This window comes from Microcoleus sp. Pol12B3, assembly GCF_036701355.1.
GTDB lineage: Bacteria > Cyanobacteriota > Cyanobacteriia > Cyanobacteriales > Microcoleaceae > Microcoleus.
Window position 1 is genome coordinate 1 of sequence record NZ_JAUBQS010000028.1, and the last position, 16,987, is coordinate 16,987.

Annotated in this window: 17 protein-coding genes and 2 pseudogenes; 9 read left to right on the forward strand and 10 right to left on the reverse strand. The window is 45.3% G+C overall.

Going from position 1 to position 16,987, the window contains the following annotated elements; genetic code table 11:
* Positions 1–716 (reverse strand): annotated as a pseudogene (locus tag QUA53_RS15845) (IS4 family transposase); the annotation flags it as partial.
* Positions 717–800: 84 nt separating this feature from the next.
* Between QUA53_RS15845 and QUA53_RS15850 the strand changes: the two are divergent.
* The 4 genes from QUA53_RS15850 (at position 801) to sds (ending at position 4,194) form a co-directional block, all read left to right on the forward strand.
* Positions 801–965: a hypothetical protein gene (locus QUA53_RS15850; RefSeq protein WP_333098336.1), complete on the forward strand. Its 165-nt coding sequence runs from the start codon at positions 801–803 to the stop codon at positions 963–965.
* 43 nt (positions 966–1,008) lie between these two features.
* Positions 1,009–2,121, forward strand: a complete 1,113-nt coding sequence (locus QUA53_RS15855) for an IS630 family transposase (RefSeq protein WP_333098338.1) — start codon at positions 1,009–1,011, stop codon at positions 2,119–2,121.
* Positions 2,122–2,265, forward strand: a complete 144-nt coding sequence (locus QUA53_RS15860) for a hypothetical protein (RefSeq protein WP_333098340.1) — start codon at positions 2,122–2,124, stop codon at positions 2,263–2,265.
* Between the two features lie 957 nt (positions 2,266–3,222).
* Positions 3,223–4,194: a solanesyl diphosphate synthase gene (gene sds / locus QUA53_RS15865; RefSeq protein WP_333098341.1), complete on the forward strand. Its 972-nt coding sequence runs from the start codon at positions 3,223–3,225 to the stop codon at positions 4,192–4,194.
* Positions 4,195–4,291: 97 nt separating this feature from the next.
* On the opposite strand, the gene QUA53_RS15870 is transcribed toward sds, so the two are convergent.
* Positions 4,292–4,756 carry a hypothetical protein gene (locus tag QUA53_RS15870; protein ID WP_006635784.1) on the reverse strand — a complete coding sequence of 155 codons (465 nt, stop codon included), beginning with the start codon at positions 4,754–4,756 and terminating at the stop codon, positions 4,292–4,294.
* Between the two features lie 674 nt (positions 4,757–5,430).
* On the opposite strand from QUA53_RS15870, the gene QUA53_RS15875 reads away from it, so the two are divergent.
* The 3 genes from QUA53_RS15875 (at position 5,431) to QUA53_RS15885 (ending at position 7,893) form a co-directional block, all read left to right on the forward strand.
* Positions 5,431–5,781 carry a hypothetical protein gene (locus tag QUA53_RS15875; protein ID WP_333098343.1) on the forward strand — a complete coding sequence of 117 codons (351 nt, stop codon included), beginning with the start codon at positions 5,431–5,433 and terminating at the stop codon, positions 5,779–5,781.
* A 107-nt stretch (positions 5,782–5,888) separates the two neighbouring features.
* Positions 5,889–7,409, forward strand: a complete 1,521-nt coding sequence (gene ycf46, locus QUA53_RS15880) for a stress-responsive protein Ycf46 (protein WP_006635782.1) — start codon at positions 5,889–5,891, stop codon at positions 7,407–7,409.
* 130 nt (positions 7,410–7,539) lie between these two features.
* Positions 7,540–7,893 carry a DUF1257 domain-containing protein gene (locus tag QUA53_RS15885; RefSeq protein ID WP_006635781.1) on the forward strand — a complete coding sequence of 118 codons (354 nt, stop codon included), beginning with the start codon at positions 7,540–7,542 and terminating at the stop codon, positions 7,891–7,893.
* A gap of 289 nt (positions 7,894–8,182) precedes the next feature.
* Here QUA53_RS15885 and QUA53_RS15890 read toward each other — a convergent pair.
* Positions 8,183–8,734 (reverse strand): annotated as a pseudogene (locus QUA53_RS15890) (glycosyltransferase family 4 protein); the annotation flags it as partial.
* A 109-nt stretch (positions 8,735–8,843) separates the two neighbouring features.
* Between QUA53_RS15890 and QUA53_RS15895 the strand changes: the two are divergent.
* Complete coding sequence (locus tag QUA53_RS15895) at positions 8,844–8,972, forward strand: hypothetical protein (RefSeq protein ID WP_333098345.1); 129 nt, start codon at positions 8,844–8,846, stop codon at positions 8,970–8,972.
* Here QUA53_RS15895 and QUA53_RS15900 read toward each other — a convergent pair.
* The 4 genes from QUA53_RS15900 to QUA53_RS15915 all read right to left on the reverse strand — a co-directional run bounded on the left by QUA53_RS15900 (position 8,969) and on the right by QUA53_RS15915 (position 13,021).
* The gene (locus tag QUA53_RS15900) at positions 8,969–9,316 is read right to left on the reverse strand and encodes a hypothetical protein (RefSeq protein WP_333098347.1); all 348 of its coding nucleotides are present in this window, start codon (positions 9,314–9,316) and stop codon (positions 8,969–8,971) included. The two genes, QUA53_RS15895 and QUA53_RS15900, sit on opposite strands and share 4 nt — an antisense overlap.
* A gap of 61 nt (positions 9,317–9,377) precedes the next feature.
* Positions 9,378–10,622: an exopolysaccharide biosynthesis GT4 family glycosyltransferase EpsE gene (epsE, locus tag QUA53_RS15905; RefSeq protein WP_333098348.1), complete on the reverse strand. Its 1,245-nt coding sequence runs from the start codon at positions 10,620–10,622 to the stop codon at positions 9,378–9,380.
* A gap of 49 nt (positions 10,623–10,671) precedes the next feature.
* Positions 10,672–11,961 carry a glycosyltransferase family 4 protein gene (locus QUA53_RS15910; RefSeq protein ID WP_333098349.1) on the reverse strand — a complete coding sequence of 430 codons (1,290 nt, stop codon included), beginning with the start codon at positions 11,959–11,961 and terminating at the stop codon, positions 10,672–10,674.
* A 46-nt stretch (positions 11,962–12,007) separates the two neighbouring features.
* Positions 12,008–13,021 (reverse strand): glycosyltransferase, encoded by a 1,014-nt coding sequence (locus tag QUA53_RS15915; protein ID WP_333098351.1) that lies wholly within the window; start codon positions 13,019–13,021, stop codon positions 12,008–12,010.
* Positions 13,022–13,203: 182 nt separating this feature from the next.
* Here QUA53_RS15915 and QUA53_RS15920 point away from each other — a divergent pair, with 182 nt between their 5' ends.
* Positions 13,204–14,331 (forward strand): glycosyltransferase family 4 protein, encoded by a 1,128-nt coding sequence (locus QUA53_RS15920; protein ID WP_333098353.1) that lies wholly within the window; start codon positions 13,204–13,206, stop codon positions 14,329–14,331.
* Between the two features lie 215 nt (positions 14,332–14,546).
* On the opposite strand, the gene QUA53_RS15925 is transcribed toward QUA53_RS15920, so the two are convergent.
* From QUA53_RS15925 to QUA53_RS15935, 3 genes are all read right to left on the reverse strand, one after another.
* The gene (locus QUA53_RS15925) at positions 14,547–15,062 is read right to left on the reverse strand and encodes a serine acetyltransferase (protein WP_333098355.1); all 516 of its coding nucleotides are present in this window, start codon (positions 15,060–15,062) and stop codon (positions 14,547–14,549) included.
* Between the two features lie 137 nt (positions 15,063–15,199).
* A complete protein-coding gene (locus tag QUA53_RS15930; RefSeq protein WP_333098357.1) occupies positions 15,200–15,781 on the reverse strand; it encodes a serine acetyltransferase in 582 nt (193 codons plus the stop codon).
* A gap of 195 nt (positions 15,782–15,976) precedes the next feature.
* A complete protein-coding gene (locus QUA53_RS15935) occupies positions 15,977–16,987 on the reverse strand; it encodes a glycosyltransferase family 2 protein (RefSeq protein ID WP_333098358.1) in 1,011 nt (336 codons plus the stop codon).

Genomic DNA, 16,987 nt, shown 5'->3' on the forward strand with positions numbered 1-16,987 from the left:
TACTCGCTCTACTTGAATGGCCGATCCTTTTTTTAAACGAGTAATTAAATGGATATCTCGTTCAATTAATTTGAGCCAAAAGCTAAAATGGTAAAATCCTCTATCCAGTAAGAGTAAGGTTTTAGTTGGTACTAATTGCAGGATGTTTTCTTCAAGCTTAACATGACTAAGCTCGCTTAGTTTTCCTGAAACCAAATATCAACCGGGAGCCTGGTCATTAAATCTATAACTGTTGCCATTTTCCCTGCCAACTGCCCTTTAGGTAGATATTCCAGGCTTTTGATCTTGCAAAACAATGCTTCGAGGGTTGAACTATCTACTATCCAAATTCTCGAAAATTTGGTCAAGGCAAATTGAATGCTTTCTGGTAGGGGTCGTTGTTTTCTCTGGTACCAAGCAGTTCTTAAACTTGGCAATAAGTTTTTAAAGACTCCCTCAAATAATGTGGCGGGAAAACTTAGAAACCTTTGAGACATAGCTTGTTGACTGACTGTCGTAGGTCGGCACCATAAAAAACCTTCTCTTGCCAGCATTCTTGTGAGCTCTGTTACTCCCGCTACATCTCGCCATAGCAGGGTTAATACCGCTGCTACCATCAACGGTAGGTTAAGAATTCTCCCTCGTAAACCTAGTTGGCGGTAGTAATTTTCTTGTGAGGTAATCGCCGGTGTTAGTAACGCCGATAGTTGCGAGGCAATCTCCTCGTCCTCCACCATCGGTTTTGTAGTTTTTTTGGCGTGGTCACGGTTGGTTTTCTGACTTTTAGCCATATTTACTGACCTACACAATCGCTCAATTATTTGTCAATTATATCCTTCGATCGTACCAACGCTCGCCATCGATCTCGCTCGCGGCAACGCTGCCATGTACTTGTGGTGCAACCCGGGATCGATCGCCCGCCATTACTATCGATCGCCCGCCATGATTATCGATCGCCCGCCATGATTAAGCTGTTTCGCATTTAAACTGGTATAATAATAAATCACAAGTCACAGATCAGCAAGAAGTATGCCAGCAAAAAATCATCTAAATGCAGAGCAAGTTAAAAAGCTTCAACAAGCATTAAAACAAGAAGATAATGGAGAAATTAGGGAGAGAATCTTAATCTTACTATTGCTCAATGATGGAAAGACGCAAAAAGAAATTGCTAAATTTATCGGGTGTTCGCCCAACAAAATCTGTTTCTGGTGCGTGCATGGCGAGCCAGATAATTTAGAGAGTCTTAAAGATGAGAAGATGAAAGGAAACCATCACAAAGCCACAGAAAAATATATAGAAATATTACTAGAAACAATTGACAAATCTCCTCAAGAGCTAGGATATGAATTTGGTCGATGGTCAGCTAAAAGATTGGCTACTTATTTAGAAGAAGTGACGGGAATTAAGTTAAGTGGCTCACAAGTATGGAGAATTATTTCAAAAAAAAAGTACGTTTACCTGTGGTCAAAATATAGTCTAGAACACAAACAAGATCCCGAGAAAAGAAAAGCTTTTAAAGAGAAACTAGAGGAATATTTAAGAATAGAAAAAGAAAGTCCTAATCGCCTTCAGGTATGGTTTTGGGACGAAAGCGGATTTAGTTTAAGGGTGATAAAAAGAAAGACGTGGTGCAAAAAAGGACAGCGCAAAAAAGTGAGAGGAGATAGAAGAAAAGGAAGAGTAAATGTCATGGGAGCAATTAGGTATTCAGACAAAAAAAGATTTGTTGAATTTCTCAGTAAAAGTAACTCTAACAGTTTCTATAAAGTCTTGAAACTCTTCTATCAAGATTTAATAAGTGAATGGGTAGAAGCGGGAAACAATCGAGAAGATTTTACAAAAAAAGGGTCTAAAATAGTGATCGTATTAGACAATGCCAGCTTTCACAAGAAACAAGACTATATCCAGATAATAAAAACAGAAATGCCTAATATTCATCTGGAATACTTACCTGAATATAGCCCCGACTATAACTTGATTGAATTGGTATGGCATTCAGCCAAAGAATATATTGCTAATCGACTTTTTAAATCTATTGAAGAATTAGAAGTTTTGTTGCATAAACTTTTAAATGAAGGAGAATTGGTTATTAAATGGGGACGAAAACTCAAAAACAAAGGAAATGCTGTTATCACAATTTAAATGCGAAACAGCTTATCGATCGTGATGCAACGCCACTCGATCGCACAACTTATTAACAATGATAATCGTGCTCTGGTGAGAGAGTCCGCCACAGGCGGACTCTCTCACCCTTTCCCCTATTTGATTATCATTATTATTCCCTAATATTTCTATCTTAAGAGGTATTGACAAAATCTACTTCTTTCTAACTTGTTAGCAATGCGGTGCCCGTAATTGTAAATAATAACCCTGCCTTTGCGCGCAAGCATTCCAGGCAGGGTTATTATGGAGTATTCCGAATTCTCAAGGGTGAAGCGAGGATGCTACTGCCGACTTCGGCTGCCCAGCAGTACACTACTCGCCCAATCGAGTTATTTTAGCGCTGCGTTCGGCCAACATCAGCAGTACATAAATAGTCATTACATAGCCGGCGGCCAGAATGGGAATAATTAGAGGAATATCGCGATAAATCATAATTAGAACCAAAAGTCAAGGACGAGGAGGAGCAGGACAAGTTCAAGACCTACTACATTAAGTCAGCACGCAAGACCATGCCTTGGTTCTGAAGGCTGTTTTTCCATATCAAGCCTGCGGGAACCTTTAGGCGTTCCCGGTCATCAATAATGATTTACTGCTTTACAGATGCTTAAACAGCCTAAAACCATCCACTTGAGCTGCTTTGAGCTACCGTGCACATAAGATGCGCTACTCTTAACTTCTGATAAATTTTAGCTGCGAGGAACTAAAAATCTGTACCAGAAATTTTGGCTGCGATCGACTAACAAGGCTGGCTCTACGAAACTTTTACAGGCACCTAAAAGCTACCTGCCAGTCTGGCTGTACTTAATGTATAGAATTGTTTAAATCCTTAATACCCATAATAACACAGGGTTTCTGGGATTTAGAGATTTTTTGGCAGTGTCCTTAACAATTCGATACAATAGGGGCAACCCCTCTGGCAGCCGGCGACTCGCCTCTGGCAGGCGGGTGACTCCCATCGGGTGGCAGATGACAAATAACTGCCGATCGCCTAGATTTTTCTTTTCTATTGCAGAGAATTACCTTAAAATAAAGATATGATATGTAAAATTTTGTTACTTTACGGCTTGAGTCGGCGTATCCATGATCTCTAGCACTCTCCTATTTTCCTCGGTTGAAGAAGACCTGCGACTGTTGACAGAAAACTTAAAACAGTTAGTGGGTGCCCGTCATCCCATCTTGTACGCGGCTGCAGAATACTTATTCGGCACAAAGGGAAAACGAGTGAGACCCGCAATCGTTCTGTTGATGGCCAAGGCGACTATGCCCGATCGGGAAATCACGGAAAAACACCGCCGGCTCGCTGAAATCACAGAAATGATTCACACAGCTAGTCTCGTGCACGACGACGTGGTGGACGAGTCGGATCTGCGGCGGGGAGTGCCGACGGTTCACAGTCGGTTTAACAACCGAGTGGCAGTATTGGCGGGAGATTTTCTGTTTGCTCAATCTTCCTGGCATTTGGCAAATCTAGACAACCTGCCGGTAGTCAAACTGCTTTCAGAAGTGATTATGGATTTAGCTGAGGGGGAAATTCAACAGGGACTCAATGGATTTGACACCAGCTTGTCGATCGAAGCGTACCTCGAAAAAAGTTATTACAAAACAGCATCTTTAATTGCCAACAGTTCCAAAGCAGCGGGCTGTTTGAGCGAGGTTTCAGCGGAAATAGCAGACGATTTGTACAACTACGGTCGCAACATTGGTTTGGCATTCCAAATAGTAGATGATATATTGGATTTCACCGCTTCAACGGAAACTTTGGGGAAACCTGCAGGCTCGGATCTCAGAAGCGGTAATCTGACAGCACCCGCACTATTCGCCCTAGAAGAAAAACCTTACTTGGAAGTTCTCATAGAACGCGAATTTGCCCAAGAAGGAGATCTAGAGCAGGCCCTGGCGCTGGTAGAAGATTCTAGAGGCATAGAGCGATCGCGAGAACTAGCCACAAATCACGCACAGAAAGCCGTCGAATACTTAGCTGCGGTGCCGCATTCAGAGTCCCGTCAAGCTTTGATTGATTTGGCTGAATACGTTTTGAGCAGACTTTATTAGAGGTTAAAAAGTTACACTTTATTGGTAATGGGGAATTGGTAATGGGTAATTCCCAATGCCTCATGCCCTGTTACCAATTAATAGAAAATTGAGTTGTCTAGGCAATATCCGGCGGTGGAGCCGATCGATACTGTTGCAAGTAAACATTAATTAAACTCTGTACTTGCTCGCGAGGGATTTCCGTCCCGACTTCCTGATTTCCGGGACTTTCAAAAAAAACAATGCTGTCAAGACCTTCCAGAGCTATCATCTGAAATAAAATGTGAGTGACAGGCAAAAGTACCGGTCTGAGGCGATCGCCCCCAGCCGCCGCAGCCTGCGACGCATCTTTAAGACTGTTCCAAGCATAAATCACCCTCTTCTCCCGTCCCGGTTGCTTGAGATTGCTCAAAACCACGATCGCCCAACTTTGGTCTACCGCTTGCAGGATCGAGTATTCGAGGTGCTGTAGCTGTTGCGCAATTAACACCAGTGCCGGGGCGATCGCCTTTAAGATTTGTGGCGTCGAACCGTCGGGCGGAGCTTTTTCGATCAATGCTTGAATCTGTTGGTCTAAATCCATCAGTCAGTTCTTTGATATCTAAAATTAAAAATTTCAGGTTAGCGGGTCCGCATCCAAGTATATATTACCCAGCACTGCCCTATTAAAGATAAGCTGACACCCATCTAAATTTAATATTTTGCAGCCTAGAGTCCTTGTAGCGAGCATTTGGGCAAAAAAAATTAAGTGCGTAACAGCTTACACAATGTCATCCCAAAAGTCTAACGGTAGGGTGCTGAGCGCTAGCGCTGTCAAGGCGTGTTAAATCTGAGGCGGATCAAAAGCCGAAAACGGTTATTTCACGTTCGGATTTTGCACGATTAAAGCTATAAAAACTGTTTGGGGGAGTTTGGTTTCAAAATAAAAACGCCCAAAGTTAGTAACCTCATGAGCGGGCTGGGTGTTTATGGCGCACCTTACCCCAGAGGGCGGCTCAAAGGATTTGTTGGCCGTACTCCTATATATCTATTGTTCATATTTATAGTTGGTCGATCGTCCTTGACGCTACTCCAACCTGCCGCTGCACCTCTGCCTCATCAGCTACACCCCTTACTTTTTCGTTGTTAACAATCCCAGAGTTACCTCAAATGTAACGGAATATTACAAGATGACGCTAAAGCTGCATAGAGGCTTGACAGCAAAGAATTAAGCGGCTAATCTGATATACATACCCGGGTAAGTCAATTCACTGTCATATGCAAGAAAAGCAAAAAGTTACATTGTATCTTCCACCAGAACTGCATCGCCAGCTCAAAATCCGAGCCGCAGTCGAAACTGAACCGATGTCATCAATTGCAGAAAGGGCAATTGTCTTCTACCTAGGAAATCCCGAACTGGTTGACGAAGTAGAAGCCTCCTACGGACAAACCCATCGGGTATACAACTGTCCAGAATGCACGGGTTCAGTAGTAATGCGAGATGGAGAACTGGCATCCGTAACAAGTCAGCCGAGCGTATTGGCTGAACAGGATATTCCAGTAAAGCAGGTGTCGGGCGTCAGCGCCAGCACGGCCAAACCGGGAGAGGAAGAATTGGTTCCCTGCTAAGAATGCCTTGCTTCCCCAAAAAGCTAAAACTGAAATTTTCAGTAAGAGGGCGAAGGGCAGCATTGAGATTCAGCAAAGATAGCACCGTCTCTAGTGGGTCGAGGACTATGCAAGAAGAGATCAGTATTCTAATCCAAGCTCAATATCCTCTGATCTACCTCGTGACATCCGAGGAAGAGCGGTGTGAGCAAGCAATTTCGACAATAGCTCAAGCAAAACCACAGCGACGAGTATTTATCTGGACTGTAACTCACGGCATTGTGGAGTATGGTCAACCCCGCACCACCACCCAACACAACACCGTCTCGCCAGAGGCAGCAATTGAATGGGTGATCAGGCAGCGAGAACCCAACAGTAACGCTAGCATCTACATTTTCAAAGATTTGCATCCTTTTATAGATTCTCCTCCGGTAACGAGGTGGTTGCGCGATGCGATCGCCAACTTCAAAGGAACGCAAAAGACAATTATACTGATGTCTCCTTTGCAGCAAATTCCGATCGAGCTAGAAAAGGAAGTAGTGGTATTAGACTTCGCGTTGCCAGACATGAAAGAACTAAACCAAGTATTGTCTGGTCAGTTGGAGCAAACCAAATCGCGACGCATTACCACAGAAGCGCGAGAAAAACTTTTAAAAGCAGCCTTGGGATTGACCAAGGACGAAGCTGAAAAAGTTTATCGCAAAGCCCAAGTTTCGACTGGGCGCCTCACAGAAGAAGAAGTAGACATAGTTCTTTCGGAGAAAAAGCAATTAATTCGGCGCAACGGCATTCTAGAGTTTATTGAAGAAGACGAAACCCTGGATGCAGTCGGCGGTTTAGAAGAGCTGAAGCGGTGGCTGAGACAGCGTTCCAACGCCTTTACAGAAAGGGCTAGAGAATACGGTCTGCCCCAACCAAAAGGGATGTTAATTCTCGGCGTACCCGGATGCGGAAAATCGCTGATTGCCAAGACCACATCCCGCCTCTGGGGACTGCCCCTGCTGAGGCTAGATATGGGTAGAGTCTACGACGGCTCGATGGTGGGTCGATCGGAAGCCAACCTCCGCAATGCCCTCAAAACCGCAGAATCCATCTCTCCAGCCCTCCTATTCATCGACGAACTAGACAAAGCCTTTGCAGGAGGCACTGGTTCGGCCGACTCAGACGGAGGCACCTCCAGCCGGATTTTCGGTTCCTTCCTCACTTGGATGCAAGAAAAGACTTCCCCTGTCTTCGTAATGGCAACAGCCAACCGAATCGAGCGGTTGCCGGGAGAATTCTTGAGGAAAGGCCGATTCGACGAACTCTTCTTTGTGGATCTGCCAACCAAAGAAGAACGCCAAGATATATTTAAGATTCACCTGTCAAAGCGGCGTCGGGAAATTACTCGCTTCGATTTAGAGCAACTTTCCAATGTTTCCGAGGGCTTTTCAGGTGCAGAGATTGAGCAAGCGCTAGTAGCCGCAATGTACGAAGCCTTCGCTCAAGATCGAGAGTTTACGCAGCTAGACATCATCGCGGCCATTAAATCTACAATGCCACTGTCTAAAACAATGACCGAACAGGTCACCGCCCTTAGAGATTGGGCTAGACAGCGTGCACGGCCCGCTGCGTCTTCCGTCGCTGAATACCAGCGAATGGAATTCTAAAAGCTTTCTCCTGGTCCAAACAGGAGCAAAGGCTAGCAACAGCTAGCAGTTCGATTGAAGAGCCGCCCAGCGGCACCGTTAAATCCAGACCGTTGTTGTTTCTCTCTCAGTTTTATTAGGAGGAAATCCAATGTCTCACTTTAGCACTCTGCGTACCAAAATCACCGACGCCGAAATCCTGAAAGCTTCACTGCGCGACTTGGGCATTTCAGTCAAGTCAGAAGCTGATGTTCGTGGCTATAACGGTCAGCGCGTTCGCTCCGACATCGTAGCGATTCTCGAAGGCGAATATGACCTCGGTTGGTCTCGCAATAGCGATGGTTCCTTTGACCTGATTGCGGACCTCTGGGGCGTCGCCAAAAAACACAATCAAACTGAGTTAATCAACTCCATCAACCAGAAGTACGCAGTTAACAAGACCTTGGCCGCAGTCAAGCAGCGCGGTTTGCAAAATGCCAACGTTAAGCTGGTAGTGCAAAACTAATTGATCTGCAGGTTTCCAAGCTCGCGGGTTAACCAAAAAACGGGTTAACCCGTTTTTCGATCGCTAGGATGTAGAGGGGGGTCTTTGGGCCGCCACATACTTTTTTAGCACCCCCAAGCAGCAGCTCTCCACGTGAAAGCTGCTGCTTTATGCTTTAATGGTCGGCTACTTAATGCTTCGCGCAATCGTCGATCGTTTGTTGATAAACTTCAAGTATTCGATCGACTTTGCGTTCCCAATCAAAATGCTGCCGGACTCGTTCCCCTCCCGCACAACCGATACTCTGCGGCTATTCTGGTGAATGAGCCAGATTGAGGATCGCATCTGTCAGTCCCTGGACAAATCCTTCTTTAGAAGTGGGTTCTACTAAAATACCGCAAGTGGAATTCAGATAATCTACCGGGCCGCCCCAGTTCGTTGCTATGACTGGCAAGCCTACTGCCATTGCCTCCATCACCACTGCCCCGCCGCATTCCCGCAAACTGGGGAAAACCATTGCATCAGCTTCTTGCATTTTGAGAGCGCACTCCTTCTGAGACAGCCACCCACTAAATACAACGCTGCGGTCGATGCCTAAACGAGCTGTTTGAGCTTCAAGTTCCCCTCGGATGTACCCATCACCGATGATTTCCAAGACTGCATCGGTTTGAGCGGCGACGGGCGCGAAGGCTTCCAGCAGCAAATCTACAGCTTTCCAGTCGATCGGCCTGCCTAAAAAAATAAAATGAACCTGCCCGGTCGCTGCTCTTGATAAGCTAAAGTCCGATCGCCACACCGAGAAATCCACGCCGCTTTCCACAAGTTCAATAATTTTACCCTGCACCCCAGATGCAAGTGCCTGCTTTGTGCGATCGTGCCCCCTAACAGCGTCTTGGCTTTGATTTTACCGGGAAAAAGACAGACGATTGCAGAAATCGACGCACTGGTGACCGATCTCGATTAAAATATCAATGGTAGGATTTTGGCGCGATCGAAAAGCCAGAGGAAATTTAACCGACGTGTTCATCGGACCGATAACTACCGGCACCCCCAATCCGAACATCAACGAAGGAACTGTTGCAGAGACTGGTTTCGGTTAGCGTACAACATCAATCTGGTGTTCGCTCACCAGCCGCCGGAGAATACGACGCTGTAGCAATTGGGTGTACAAGTGAGTGAGAAGCCCAAAAGAAAAGTCATTCACTCTTTCAGGGATAAATCGCCCGCAATTGTTAAGCAGCCGGTGCAGCCAAGTGTCTGGTACAAAGTGCATCCGATCGCGCTCTTGTGGAAACAGCTCTGTGAGTTCTGTTTGGGTGCGGGCGTGCGCCACTAACAATGTCTCTATTTGGCGCGATCGAAGTATCCAAAAGTAGTTGAGTGGCAGCAATGACTCGCCGCCGAATTTAGTTAAGGCGTTCTGAGCACCAATTACAATTCGCATAACTTGTATGGGACTCAACGAGATTTATGTACTCTGGGATTAAATTTCTTCTTTGGAATCACTACGACGGGTTAGTTATTCCAAGTTTTTCCAAGCACTGAGCTAAAGTTTCTGCACTGCGGCCGTGGCTAAATTTGGCGATGATTTTTTTGCGAGCTTCCTGACTGATACTCAGAGCAAGTTCTGGATTTTGGAGGAGATTGGCGATCGCATCTGCCATTTCTTCGGGTTTTTCTGATTGGACTAATACAGCATCCACGCCGTCATCTACTAGCTCAGAAGTTCCGCCTACATTAGTAACTACCGCCGGAACCTCCATCGCCATTGCTTCCATCACAGCAACCGGAACTCCTTCATTCAAACTTGCCAAAGCGAAAACGTGAGCTGCTTCTAGACCTTGGCGAATTGCCTGTTCCGAAACAGCCCCAAGTAGCTCCACGCATTCGGACATCGATTTATCTTCAATCATTTTTTGTAGCTCTTGGTGATATCCGCTGCCCCCTTGTTCATCCTCGCCTGCAATTTGCAGCCTCACGTCAAATCCCCGATTTCGCAGCAATTCTACCGCCTCAACCAAGTATTTGTGACCTTTCACCGGGTTGAGGCGACCGCAAGCAAAAATCTTGCACGGACTTCCTTCTTGCCAAGGCGTGTAAGGGCTGCTGCGTTTAATTTCTGCAAAATTAACTCCCATTGGAGCAACAGCTAATTGTTTGGGAAGAAAGTTCGCTAATTTATTTTTGACATCATTGAGAAGCAGTTGAGATATCACGATCGCAAAAGCAGCATTTTTCCATTTTTGTTCCTGATTTGACCCGTACACTTCTAGAGTAGGTCCGTGAAGAGTCATACTGTAAGTACAGCCTGTAAGAATTGAGTTAAATAAGGCTATATTGGCGGCATTGGCACAGGAATGAACGTGGATGTGAGACCAACCTTTTGTTTTTGTTAACCCTGCTAGTTTGCCAGCCACAAAAATCCATGCCAAGAGTCGCACCTTTTCAGATAAGGATGTGCCACTCGCTTTGGCAATAACTGCAAGGCATTGCCACCATGCACCGGGACCAGCTTTGAGAAGCTCTAGGAATGAGTTAATAAAATCTTTCGCAGCAAAGGGAAATAGATAAACAGTATTTTTTTGAGCTTCTTCTGCCCATACGTGAGAAGCGATCGCTCTGGGGGGCGGTTGAGTTGATACTAAATCTGTTTCAATTCCCAGATCTGCAAGAAATTGTCGCTCCCGCCACAAAAATATGTGTGTTTGGCCTGGAAATTGTGGAATAAAGTATCCAATTTTTGCCTTCATTTCGTACCTGCTTTCTATTTTTTAACTAAACAATACCGTTCTACTATGTCTATGCACTAACACTTTTCTCACCGAGCATTTTTTCGTAAATCTCGACGATTTTTATGGCTTTGCTTTCCCACGCAAATTCTCTGGCTTTTTCGATCGCCTTAGCTGACATACGTTCCCGCAGACGATCGTCTTCGACCAACAGCTTAATTTTACTTGTCAACTCCTGGGTGAGATACTCTCTAGAAATCGGCTCTATCTTAAAACCAGTTTCTTCATTCACGTATTCACCAATACCGCCATTATTGGCAACGATGCAGGGAAGCCCGCAAGCCATAGCTTCCATTACCACTGCGCCGCCGAACTCTCGGATCGAAGGGAAGCAAAAAATATCTGCTTTCCTGTAATAATCCAGAGTTTCTTGTTGATTTACCCATCCCGCAAAGCTGATTATTTCCCCTAAATTAAGTTCCTTCACTCTGTTTTCCAAGTTATTTCTTTCTGAACCCTCTCCTACTATGGTTAAGCGTATTTTATTTTGAATTGCCTCCTCTAATTTCCCGATAGACTCAATGACAATATCGGCGCATTTGTAAGGAACTAATCGACCCACAAAAAGCAAATTGATCTGGCTGACATCTTTGTCAAGGATATTTGTCGGATTTAAAAATTTCTCCGAAATGCCATTTTCGTAGAACAAAGCAATTCTTTGATCGGGGATTGCAAACAAATCCTTGAGCATATTTAAAGTATAGGTTGAACCTGCTAAGATTTTGTCTGCTTTTTTGTAAGTTTCTACATAACCTGGAATTAATGCTCGACCAACTGCTCTCAAAAAGTTGAATTGAGCAAATTCTTGTCTGGCAGTTTCTTGAAAACCTGGTGGAAAGGGAATGCCCCCATTCACAGGTCCTAGAATAAAAGGAGTCTGCTGGCACACACTGACTACCTTAAACGGATACCGCGGCATCATCGGGGTAATTGCATGAACTATGTCATAATCTCCGTTGAGGATTTTTCCTTTAAATTTTTGATATACTTGTTGATTGAATTCTTCATAAATTGGGTAACTCAATGCATTATAAAGAGGCCAATTTACGCGCCCGTTGGCGGTAAATTTTTCAACTATCTTATAATATTGTTTGGTTAACTTTCCTTCCTCAAGGTAGAATATTTTTTCGTATTCTGGATGTTTTTCAAGAGCTGGTTTATTTCTAATATGGGTAACGAGTGTTGCATCAACTAAATTGTTTATTTGTTGAAAAAAGTTGTAGCCCACCAAAGGTACTGATGCCCAGTCAGGATTGCACTGCTCTACAATTAGTAAAACTTTTAATTTTTGATCGCTCATTTGTTTACTACTCAGGGGTGGACTTTCTGGGATGTTAGCTGTAATTCTAGCTGGCTGAATTAATAGACTTGGTGGTTTTGTATTCGATTAGCTTGCTCTGCTGCCCCAGCAATCGGCGCTGGTGAAACTGGATTTGACCTTGTAGCTGGGGAAATTTTGCTAATACACATGACAAAGCGTAGATGGCTGCCTCTTTAGTTGTGAGGTACCGATGCTTTATATAATAGTTATAGGTGCGATAGGTTGCTAAGGGGTAGCCACTCAATAGTAACAAGCTCCAGCCTTTTGTCGGCCATGTCATTGCCAAGGCTAGGGCTGGCAAGACTAAGCCCCAAAACCATGTGCTGCGCGTTTCTTTGACCCAATGGCGCTCTGGTTCGCTGCCGTGGAGCCAGGAGCCTTCGGCATAGGCGTAACCCGCTCTTTGAGCCCGCTTCCACCACTGTGCGAAACTCGTCATTTGCGCGTCGTGCAGGGTCATTTCTGCGTCTAAGCGAAGGATTTTCCAACCTTTTTGGCGCAGCCGCAAGCACAGTTCGGGTTCTTCGCCGGCTATTAGTGTGGGATTGAAACCTTCGACTTGCTCAAATGCTGCTACGCGCATCAGGGAGTCGCCACCGCAGGCTTTGGTTTCGCCGATGGGCGTATCCCACTCGATGTCGCACAATTGGTTGTAGATGCTTGCCTCGGGGTATCGCTCACGCCTGCGCCCGCAGACTGCTGCTACGTCTGGTTTGGCTACGAGTTCGCTGTAGGCTCGATCGATCCATCCATCAACTACTTCGCAGTCACCGTCCACAAATTGGACAAATTCGATGTCTGGCCCTAATTCCAGCAAGCGGGCAAAGCCTTCGTTTCTGGCACGTGCTGCGGTAAACGGTATAGATAAGTCTAGTTCTACTGTATCGGCTCCAATCGATCGGGCTAACTCTAGGCTACCGTCTGTTGAGCCGGAATCGACATAGACGACGCGGGCAACTTTGTCTGTGGCGGAGACTAGGCATTGGCGGAGGCGCTGCCCTTCATTTCGTCCGATCGCCACTAATCCCATTTGTTTCAACCTTTACCTCTTGAATTCGACTCGCGAGTTGCTATTTTAATATTTTAGTGACACTTAAGGTAAGTTTACAATATCTTTATATTGTTAACTTACCTTAATCTGCGGTTTTTAGTGTTAAACTGCCTCTAACCTATTCTGTATTAAGAGCCACACAGATCATGTTGAGTAGAGCTTAGTTAACAATGCTAAATTTAAGTTCTTTCTTCGCACTTTACTGTACGAACCTGGGAGCCAGCCATACATTTTTTTCACTCTGCGAACAGTGGAATTACCCTGACTTTAAAGTCCGCATGATTGTTCCGAATTGCGATCCCTCATGTCGCAGACCGAATCTTGTTGAAGCTGTACCCAGATACTTCAAATGGCTATATTACCGCAGCGCTGACAGACCTAGAAATTGTACAGAAAAGCTTTTCCTCAGAGATGTTAAGGATTTTGATGCAATTTACTTGTGGCCTAACACTTCGATCGAAACCTTTAGGAAAGTTAAACAGGAAAGCACACCCATTCTTTTGGAGCGGATCAACTGCTATACAAAGCCGGCTAAATTTATTATTGATGATGCTTACCATCGCTTGGGAATCGATCCCCAACACCCAATTACTACCGATACCATTCAGGAAGAGGATGAACAAATTAGTTTGGCTGATTTCATCTTTTGTCCGAGCCCCGAGGTGAAAAAATCTTTTATGGGAGCGGGAGTTCCCGAACATAAACTGATCCTTACCAGTTACGGGTGGTCTCCCAAGCGCTTCCCGCCTTTTGTGAGCGACAAGCCAGTATCAAACACGATTACTGTTATCTTTGCGGGCAGCGTTTGCGTCAGAAAAGGAGCTCATTTACTGTTGCGGGCTTGGGAAAAAGCAGGAATTAAAGGCAGACTAATGCTTTGCGGAAGTATGGAGCCAGCAATTGCTGAAACTTGCAGCAGCATTTTAGCACGCTCAGATGTAATTCATAGGGATTACACTAGGGATATTGCCCTTGCTTATCGCGAAGCTGACTTTTTTGCCTTTCCCAGTTTGGAAGAAGGCAGCCCGCTCGTTACTTATGAAGCGATGGCTAACGGTTTGCCAGTTTTAACTTCACCTATGGGAGCGGGTGGCGTTGTCCGAGATGGCAAAGATGGCATAATTGTTTCGCCCTATGATGAAGAAGCGCTAGTGACAGGCTTGCAACAGTTAGCTGGTTGTGCCGATTTGCGGCTTCGGATGAGTAAATCTGCCCGCGAGCGGGCACAGGAATTTACGTGGGAAAAAGTGGCACGGCGGCGCGCTGATTTGGTACTCGAAAAATTGAAACCAGCTTGAAAAGTGAGGGAGAAAACTTGAGCTTTTGGACGCTCCCGCGACTGAAAGCCACAGGTTTTTTATTTAATTTTAAATCCCAAATCCTAGCTGTTAGCAAATAATCCAATTTATTTCAAGTTTTACCTCTTGAAAGCGACTACTGAGTAGTTCGTTTTATATTTTAATAAAAGTCCAGCTAATTTCATAATTTTTCTGCGACTTCTAGAAATTATTTTTCAGACTTCCTGGTTTTTTTTTTCGATGATTTTTGCGGGAATTCCCACTGCGGTTGCACCCGGTGGCACATCACAAATCACCACAGCATTAGCACCAATCAAAGCATGATCGCCGATCGTTACGGAGCGAATAATTTTAGCTCCTGCACCAATATCGACATGACCGCCGATTTTGACATCAGCAACAATTGTCACCTGCTGAAGAATCAGACAGTTAGGGCCAATGGAAGCACTGGGATGAATGACAACGCCATTAGGATGAGTCAGCAGCAGTCCTCCTTGTATTTGGCAGTTCAAAGGGATGTCTGTTGCAGTGACAACGCTCCAAAATCGATGCTGGATCACGTTCCAACGGCATAAAATATATCCTCCAATTCCACCCTGCTGCTGCCACTTTTGATAGTTGCGGATAGATTTGAGCAGTTGGCGACTGGGTTCCCACCACTTGCTAAGTTTTTCGCGGCTCCAGTCTGGTTCTGTAGCAGAAATGATTGACTTAGTGATTGACTCAACCATTGTTTGTGCAATTTTTTGATGATGTAGACAATTGTGCCTATTTGTGCGGTTTATCTTAAGATGAATCTCTAACTTGACTAGGAAGATTTATTGAATCTCCGCAGAGTTATAGCATAAGCCATAATGAAGAAAATGATTTAAGCGTTGTTTTCAGCAGGTCGGGATTTGATAATTTTGGCAGGGATACCAACGGCAGTTTGACCGGCTGGAATATCTGATAAAACTACAGCATTGGCACCAATATTTACGTCGTCTCCTAGGTTGACCTTGCCGAGGATTTTTGCACCAGCGCCGACGTTAACCCGATCGCCCAATTGAGGGGATTCTAGCGGTTTGTCCAAATAGCGGTTTCCCAAAGTTACACCTTGGCGGATAATGCAGTCGTCGCCGATCGTACAATATCCGTGAATAATAATAGCGTTTTGATGTTCGATCACCACGCGACGACCGAGCTTCACAGTGTAAGGCAAGTCTATCCCGTAACTATTGCGGACTTTTCGGTAGAGGGAGCGATAAAGAATGCTCAAAGGTGCCCGAAGTAATTTCGGTTCTATTTGCATTCTCCAGACGCCAAAACGCTGCACTGCTACGGCGCGAAATCCCGGTTTTGTCCAATCTCGACCATGAGCAATCCAGTCTTCTTTAATTTGCTGCCACAGTCCCAGGGCGGGGTCTTCTACTTGATTTTCACTGGTGATTAAGTTTTGCTCAGTTACCATAAGCTCTAATTGACACTATTGCTTGTTTACTCTATTGCTAGATGCCGACGATATTAATGGGTCTATCAGGTTTTTGAGGAAGGATCAATCCGGTTTTATCGCTCGATAATACTAATTTCTCGGCTGCATCATAAAATATTTTGCTTGCCTAGGTCAACCTAGTTTAGTTGGCTTTGACCGATTTACCAACTCCCTTTAAAAGTTTTTGGATTTTTGAATCTTACCCCCCTTAAAAAATACACTATTTAATACAAAATCCCTCAGTAATTGTGGTGGATCGCCATCGGGTTTGCCTTGAAGTACGCGGCGCACCCTCCAGGCTGCAAAACCAGAAGCCCAGGATACATCAGTTAATGCTGTGTAAACCAAGCCGTAGTTTTTGATAAAGTACCTACGCCGTGAATCAAACCAATAGGTAGGCAGCCTCTTGGCGGGCTTTTTGGTGTCAGTGACGCCTGAGCTTTGCCCGACTAAGTGGACAACGCGACTTTCGGGTACGTACCAGCAACTCCAGCCAGCTTTGTTCGCTTGCAAGCAAAAGTCCATTTCTTCGCAGTACATGAAATAAGCTTCATCCATCAAGCCAATCTTTTCAAATACTTCGCGACGGACGATCATGCTGGCTCCAGCTACCCAATCAGTTTGACAGGTTTCTTGGGAAATGGGAGGCGCTGCGACCCAGTTGGCTAATAACTTAGATATAAAGCCTGTCCGCCAACCAAAATCGAGTTCGGTCAAAATGTTGTGAAACCGAAAAGCTGACTCCTGGGGCGTGCCGTCGGGGTCTTCCAAGCGGCTGCCGGCGATGCCGGCTTCCGGATGAGTGTCCATGAAATCGACGAGGGTTTTTAAGGCACCGGGGCGAACTATGGTGTCGGGGTTGAGCAGCAGGAAGTAAGGGGGGGGATTGGTGGATTGGAGGGCGGGACGGATCAGGGCGTTGTTGCCGAAGGCAAATCCGCCGTTACGGTCTAGGGGAACGAAGGATGCCCATTCATTCCAGCCTTCTGAGGCGATCGCACTACTAATTTCTTCGACTGAGCGATCGCCTGAAGCATTGTCGCCAACTACAACTCGCATACCGGGCAGCGATTGAACTTCGCTAACTAGAGAGCGCAAGCAGTCAATTGTCAAACTAGAGGTTCGGTAGTTAACAATGACAACCAGCAGTGGATAGGGGTGATTGGACTCGCTGGCCTTCGACAT

Coding starts and splice junctions, on each gene's coding strand:
- ycf46 (WP_006635782.1), top strand. CDS start 5,889: ATGCAAGAAGAGATCAGTATTCTAATCCAAGCTCAATATCCTCTGATC.
- QUA53_RS15855 (WP_333098338.1), top strand. CDS start 1,009: ATGCCAGCAAAAAATCATCTAAATGCAGAGCAAGTTAAAAAGCTTCAA.
- QUA53_RS15875 (WP_333098343.1), top strand. CDS start 5,431: ATGCAAGAAAAGCAAAAAGTTACATTGTATCTTCCACCAGAACTGCAT.
- QUA53_RS15860 (WP_333098340.1), top strand. CDS start 2,122: ATGCGAAACAGCTTATCGATCGTGATGCAACGCCACTCGATCGCACAA.
- QUA53_RS15925 (WP_333098355.1), bottom strand. CDS start 15,062: ATGGTTGAGTCAATCACTAAGTCAATCATTTCTGCTACAGAACCAGAC.
- QUA53_RS15885 (WP_006635781.1), top strand. CDS start 7,540: ATGTCTCACTTTAGCACTCTGCGTACCAAAATCACCGACGCCGAAATC.
- sds (WP_333098341.1), top strand. CDS start 3,223: ATGATCTCTAGCACTCTCCTATTTTCCTCGGTTGAAGAAGACCTGCGA.
- QUA53_RS15930 (WP_333098357.1), bottom strand. CDS start 15,781: ATGGTAACTGAGCAAAACTTAATCACCAGTGAAAATCAAGTAGAAGAC.
- QUA53_RS15900 (WP_333098347.1), bottom strand. CDS start 9,316: ATGCGAATTGTAATTGGTGCTCAGAACGCCTTAACTAAATTCGGCGGC.
- QUA53_RS15910 (WP_333098349.1), bottom strand. CDS start 11,961: ATGAGCGATCAAAAATTAAAAGTTTTACTAATTGTAGAGCAGTGCAAT.
- QUA53_RS15935 (WP_333098358.1), bottom strand. CDS start 16,987: ATGTCGAAGGCCAGCGAGTCCAATCACCCCTATCCACTGCTGGTTGTC.
- epsE (WP_333098348.1), bottom strand. CDS start 10,622: ATGAAGGCAAAAATTGGATACTTTATTCCACAATTTCCAGGCCAAACA.
- QUA53_RS15895 (WP_333098345.1), top strand. CDS start 8,844: ATGGTAGGATTTTGGCGCGATCGAAAAGCCAGAGGAAATTTAACCGAC.
- QUA53_RS15920 (WP_333098353.1), top strand. CDS start 13,204: ATGCTAAATTTAAGTTCTTTCTTCGCACTTTACTGTACGAACCTGGGA.
- QUA53_RS15870 (WP_006635784.1), bottom strand. CDS start 4,756: ATGGATTTAGACCAACAGATTCAAGCATTGATCGAAAAAGCTCCGCCC.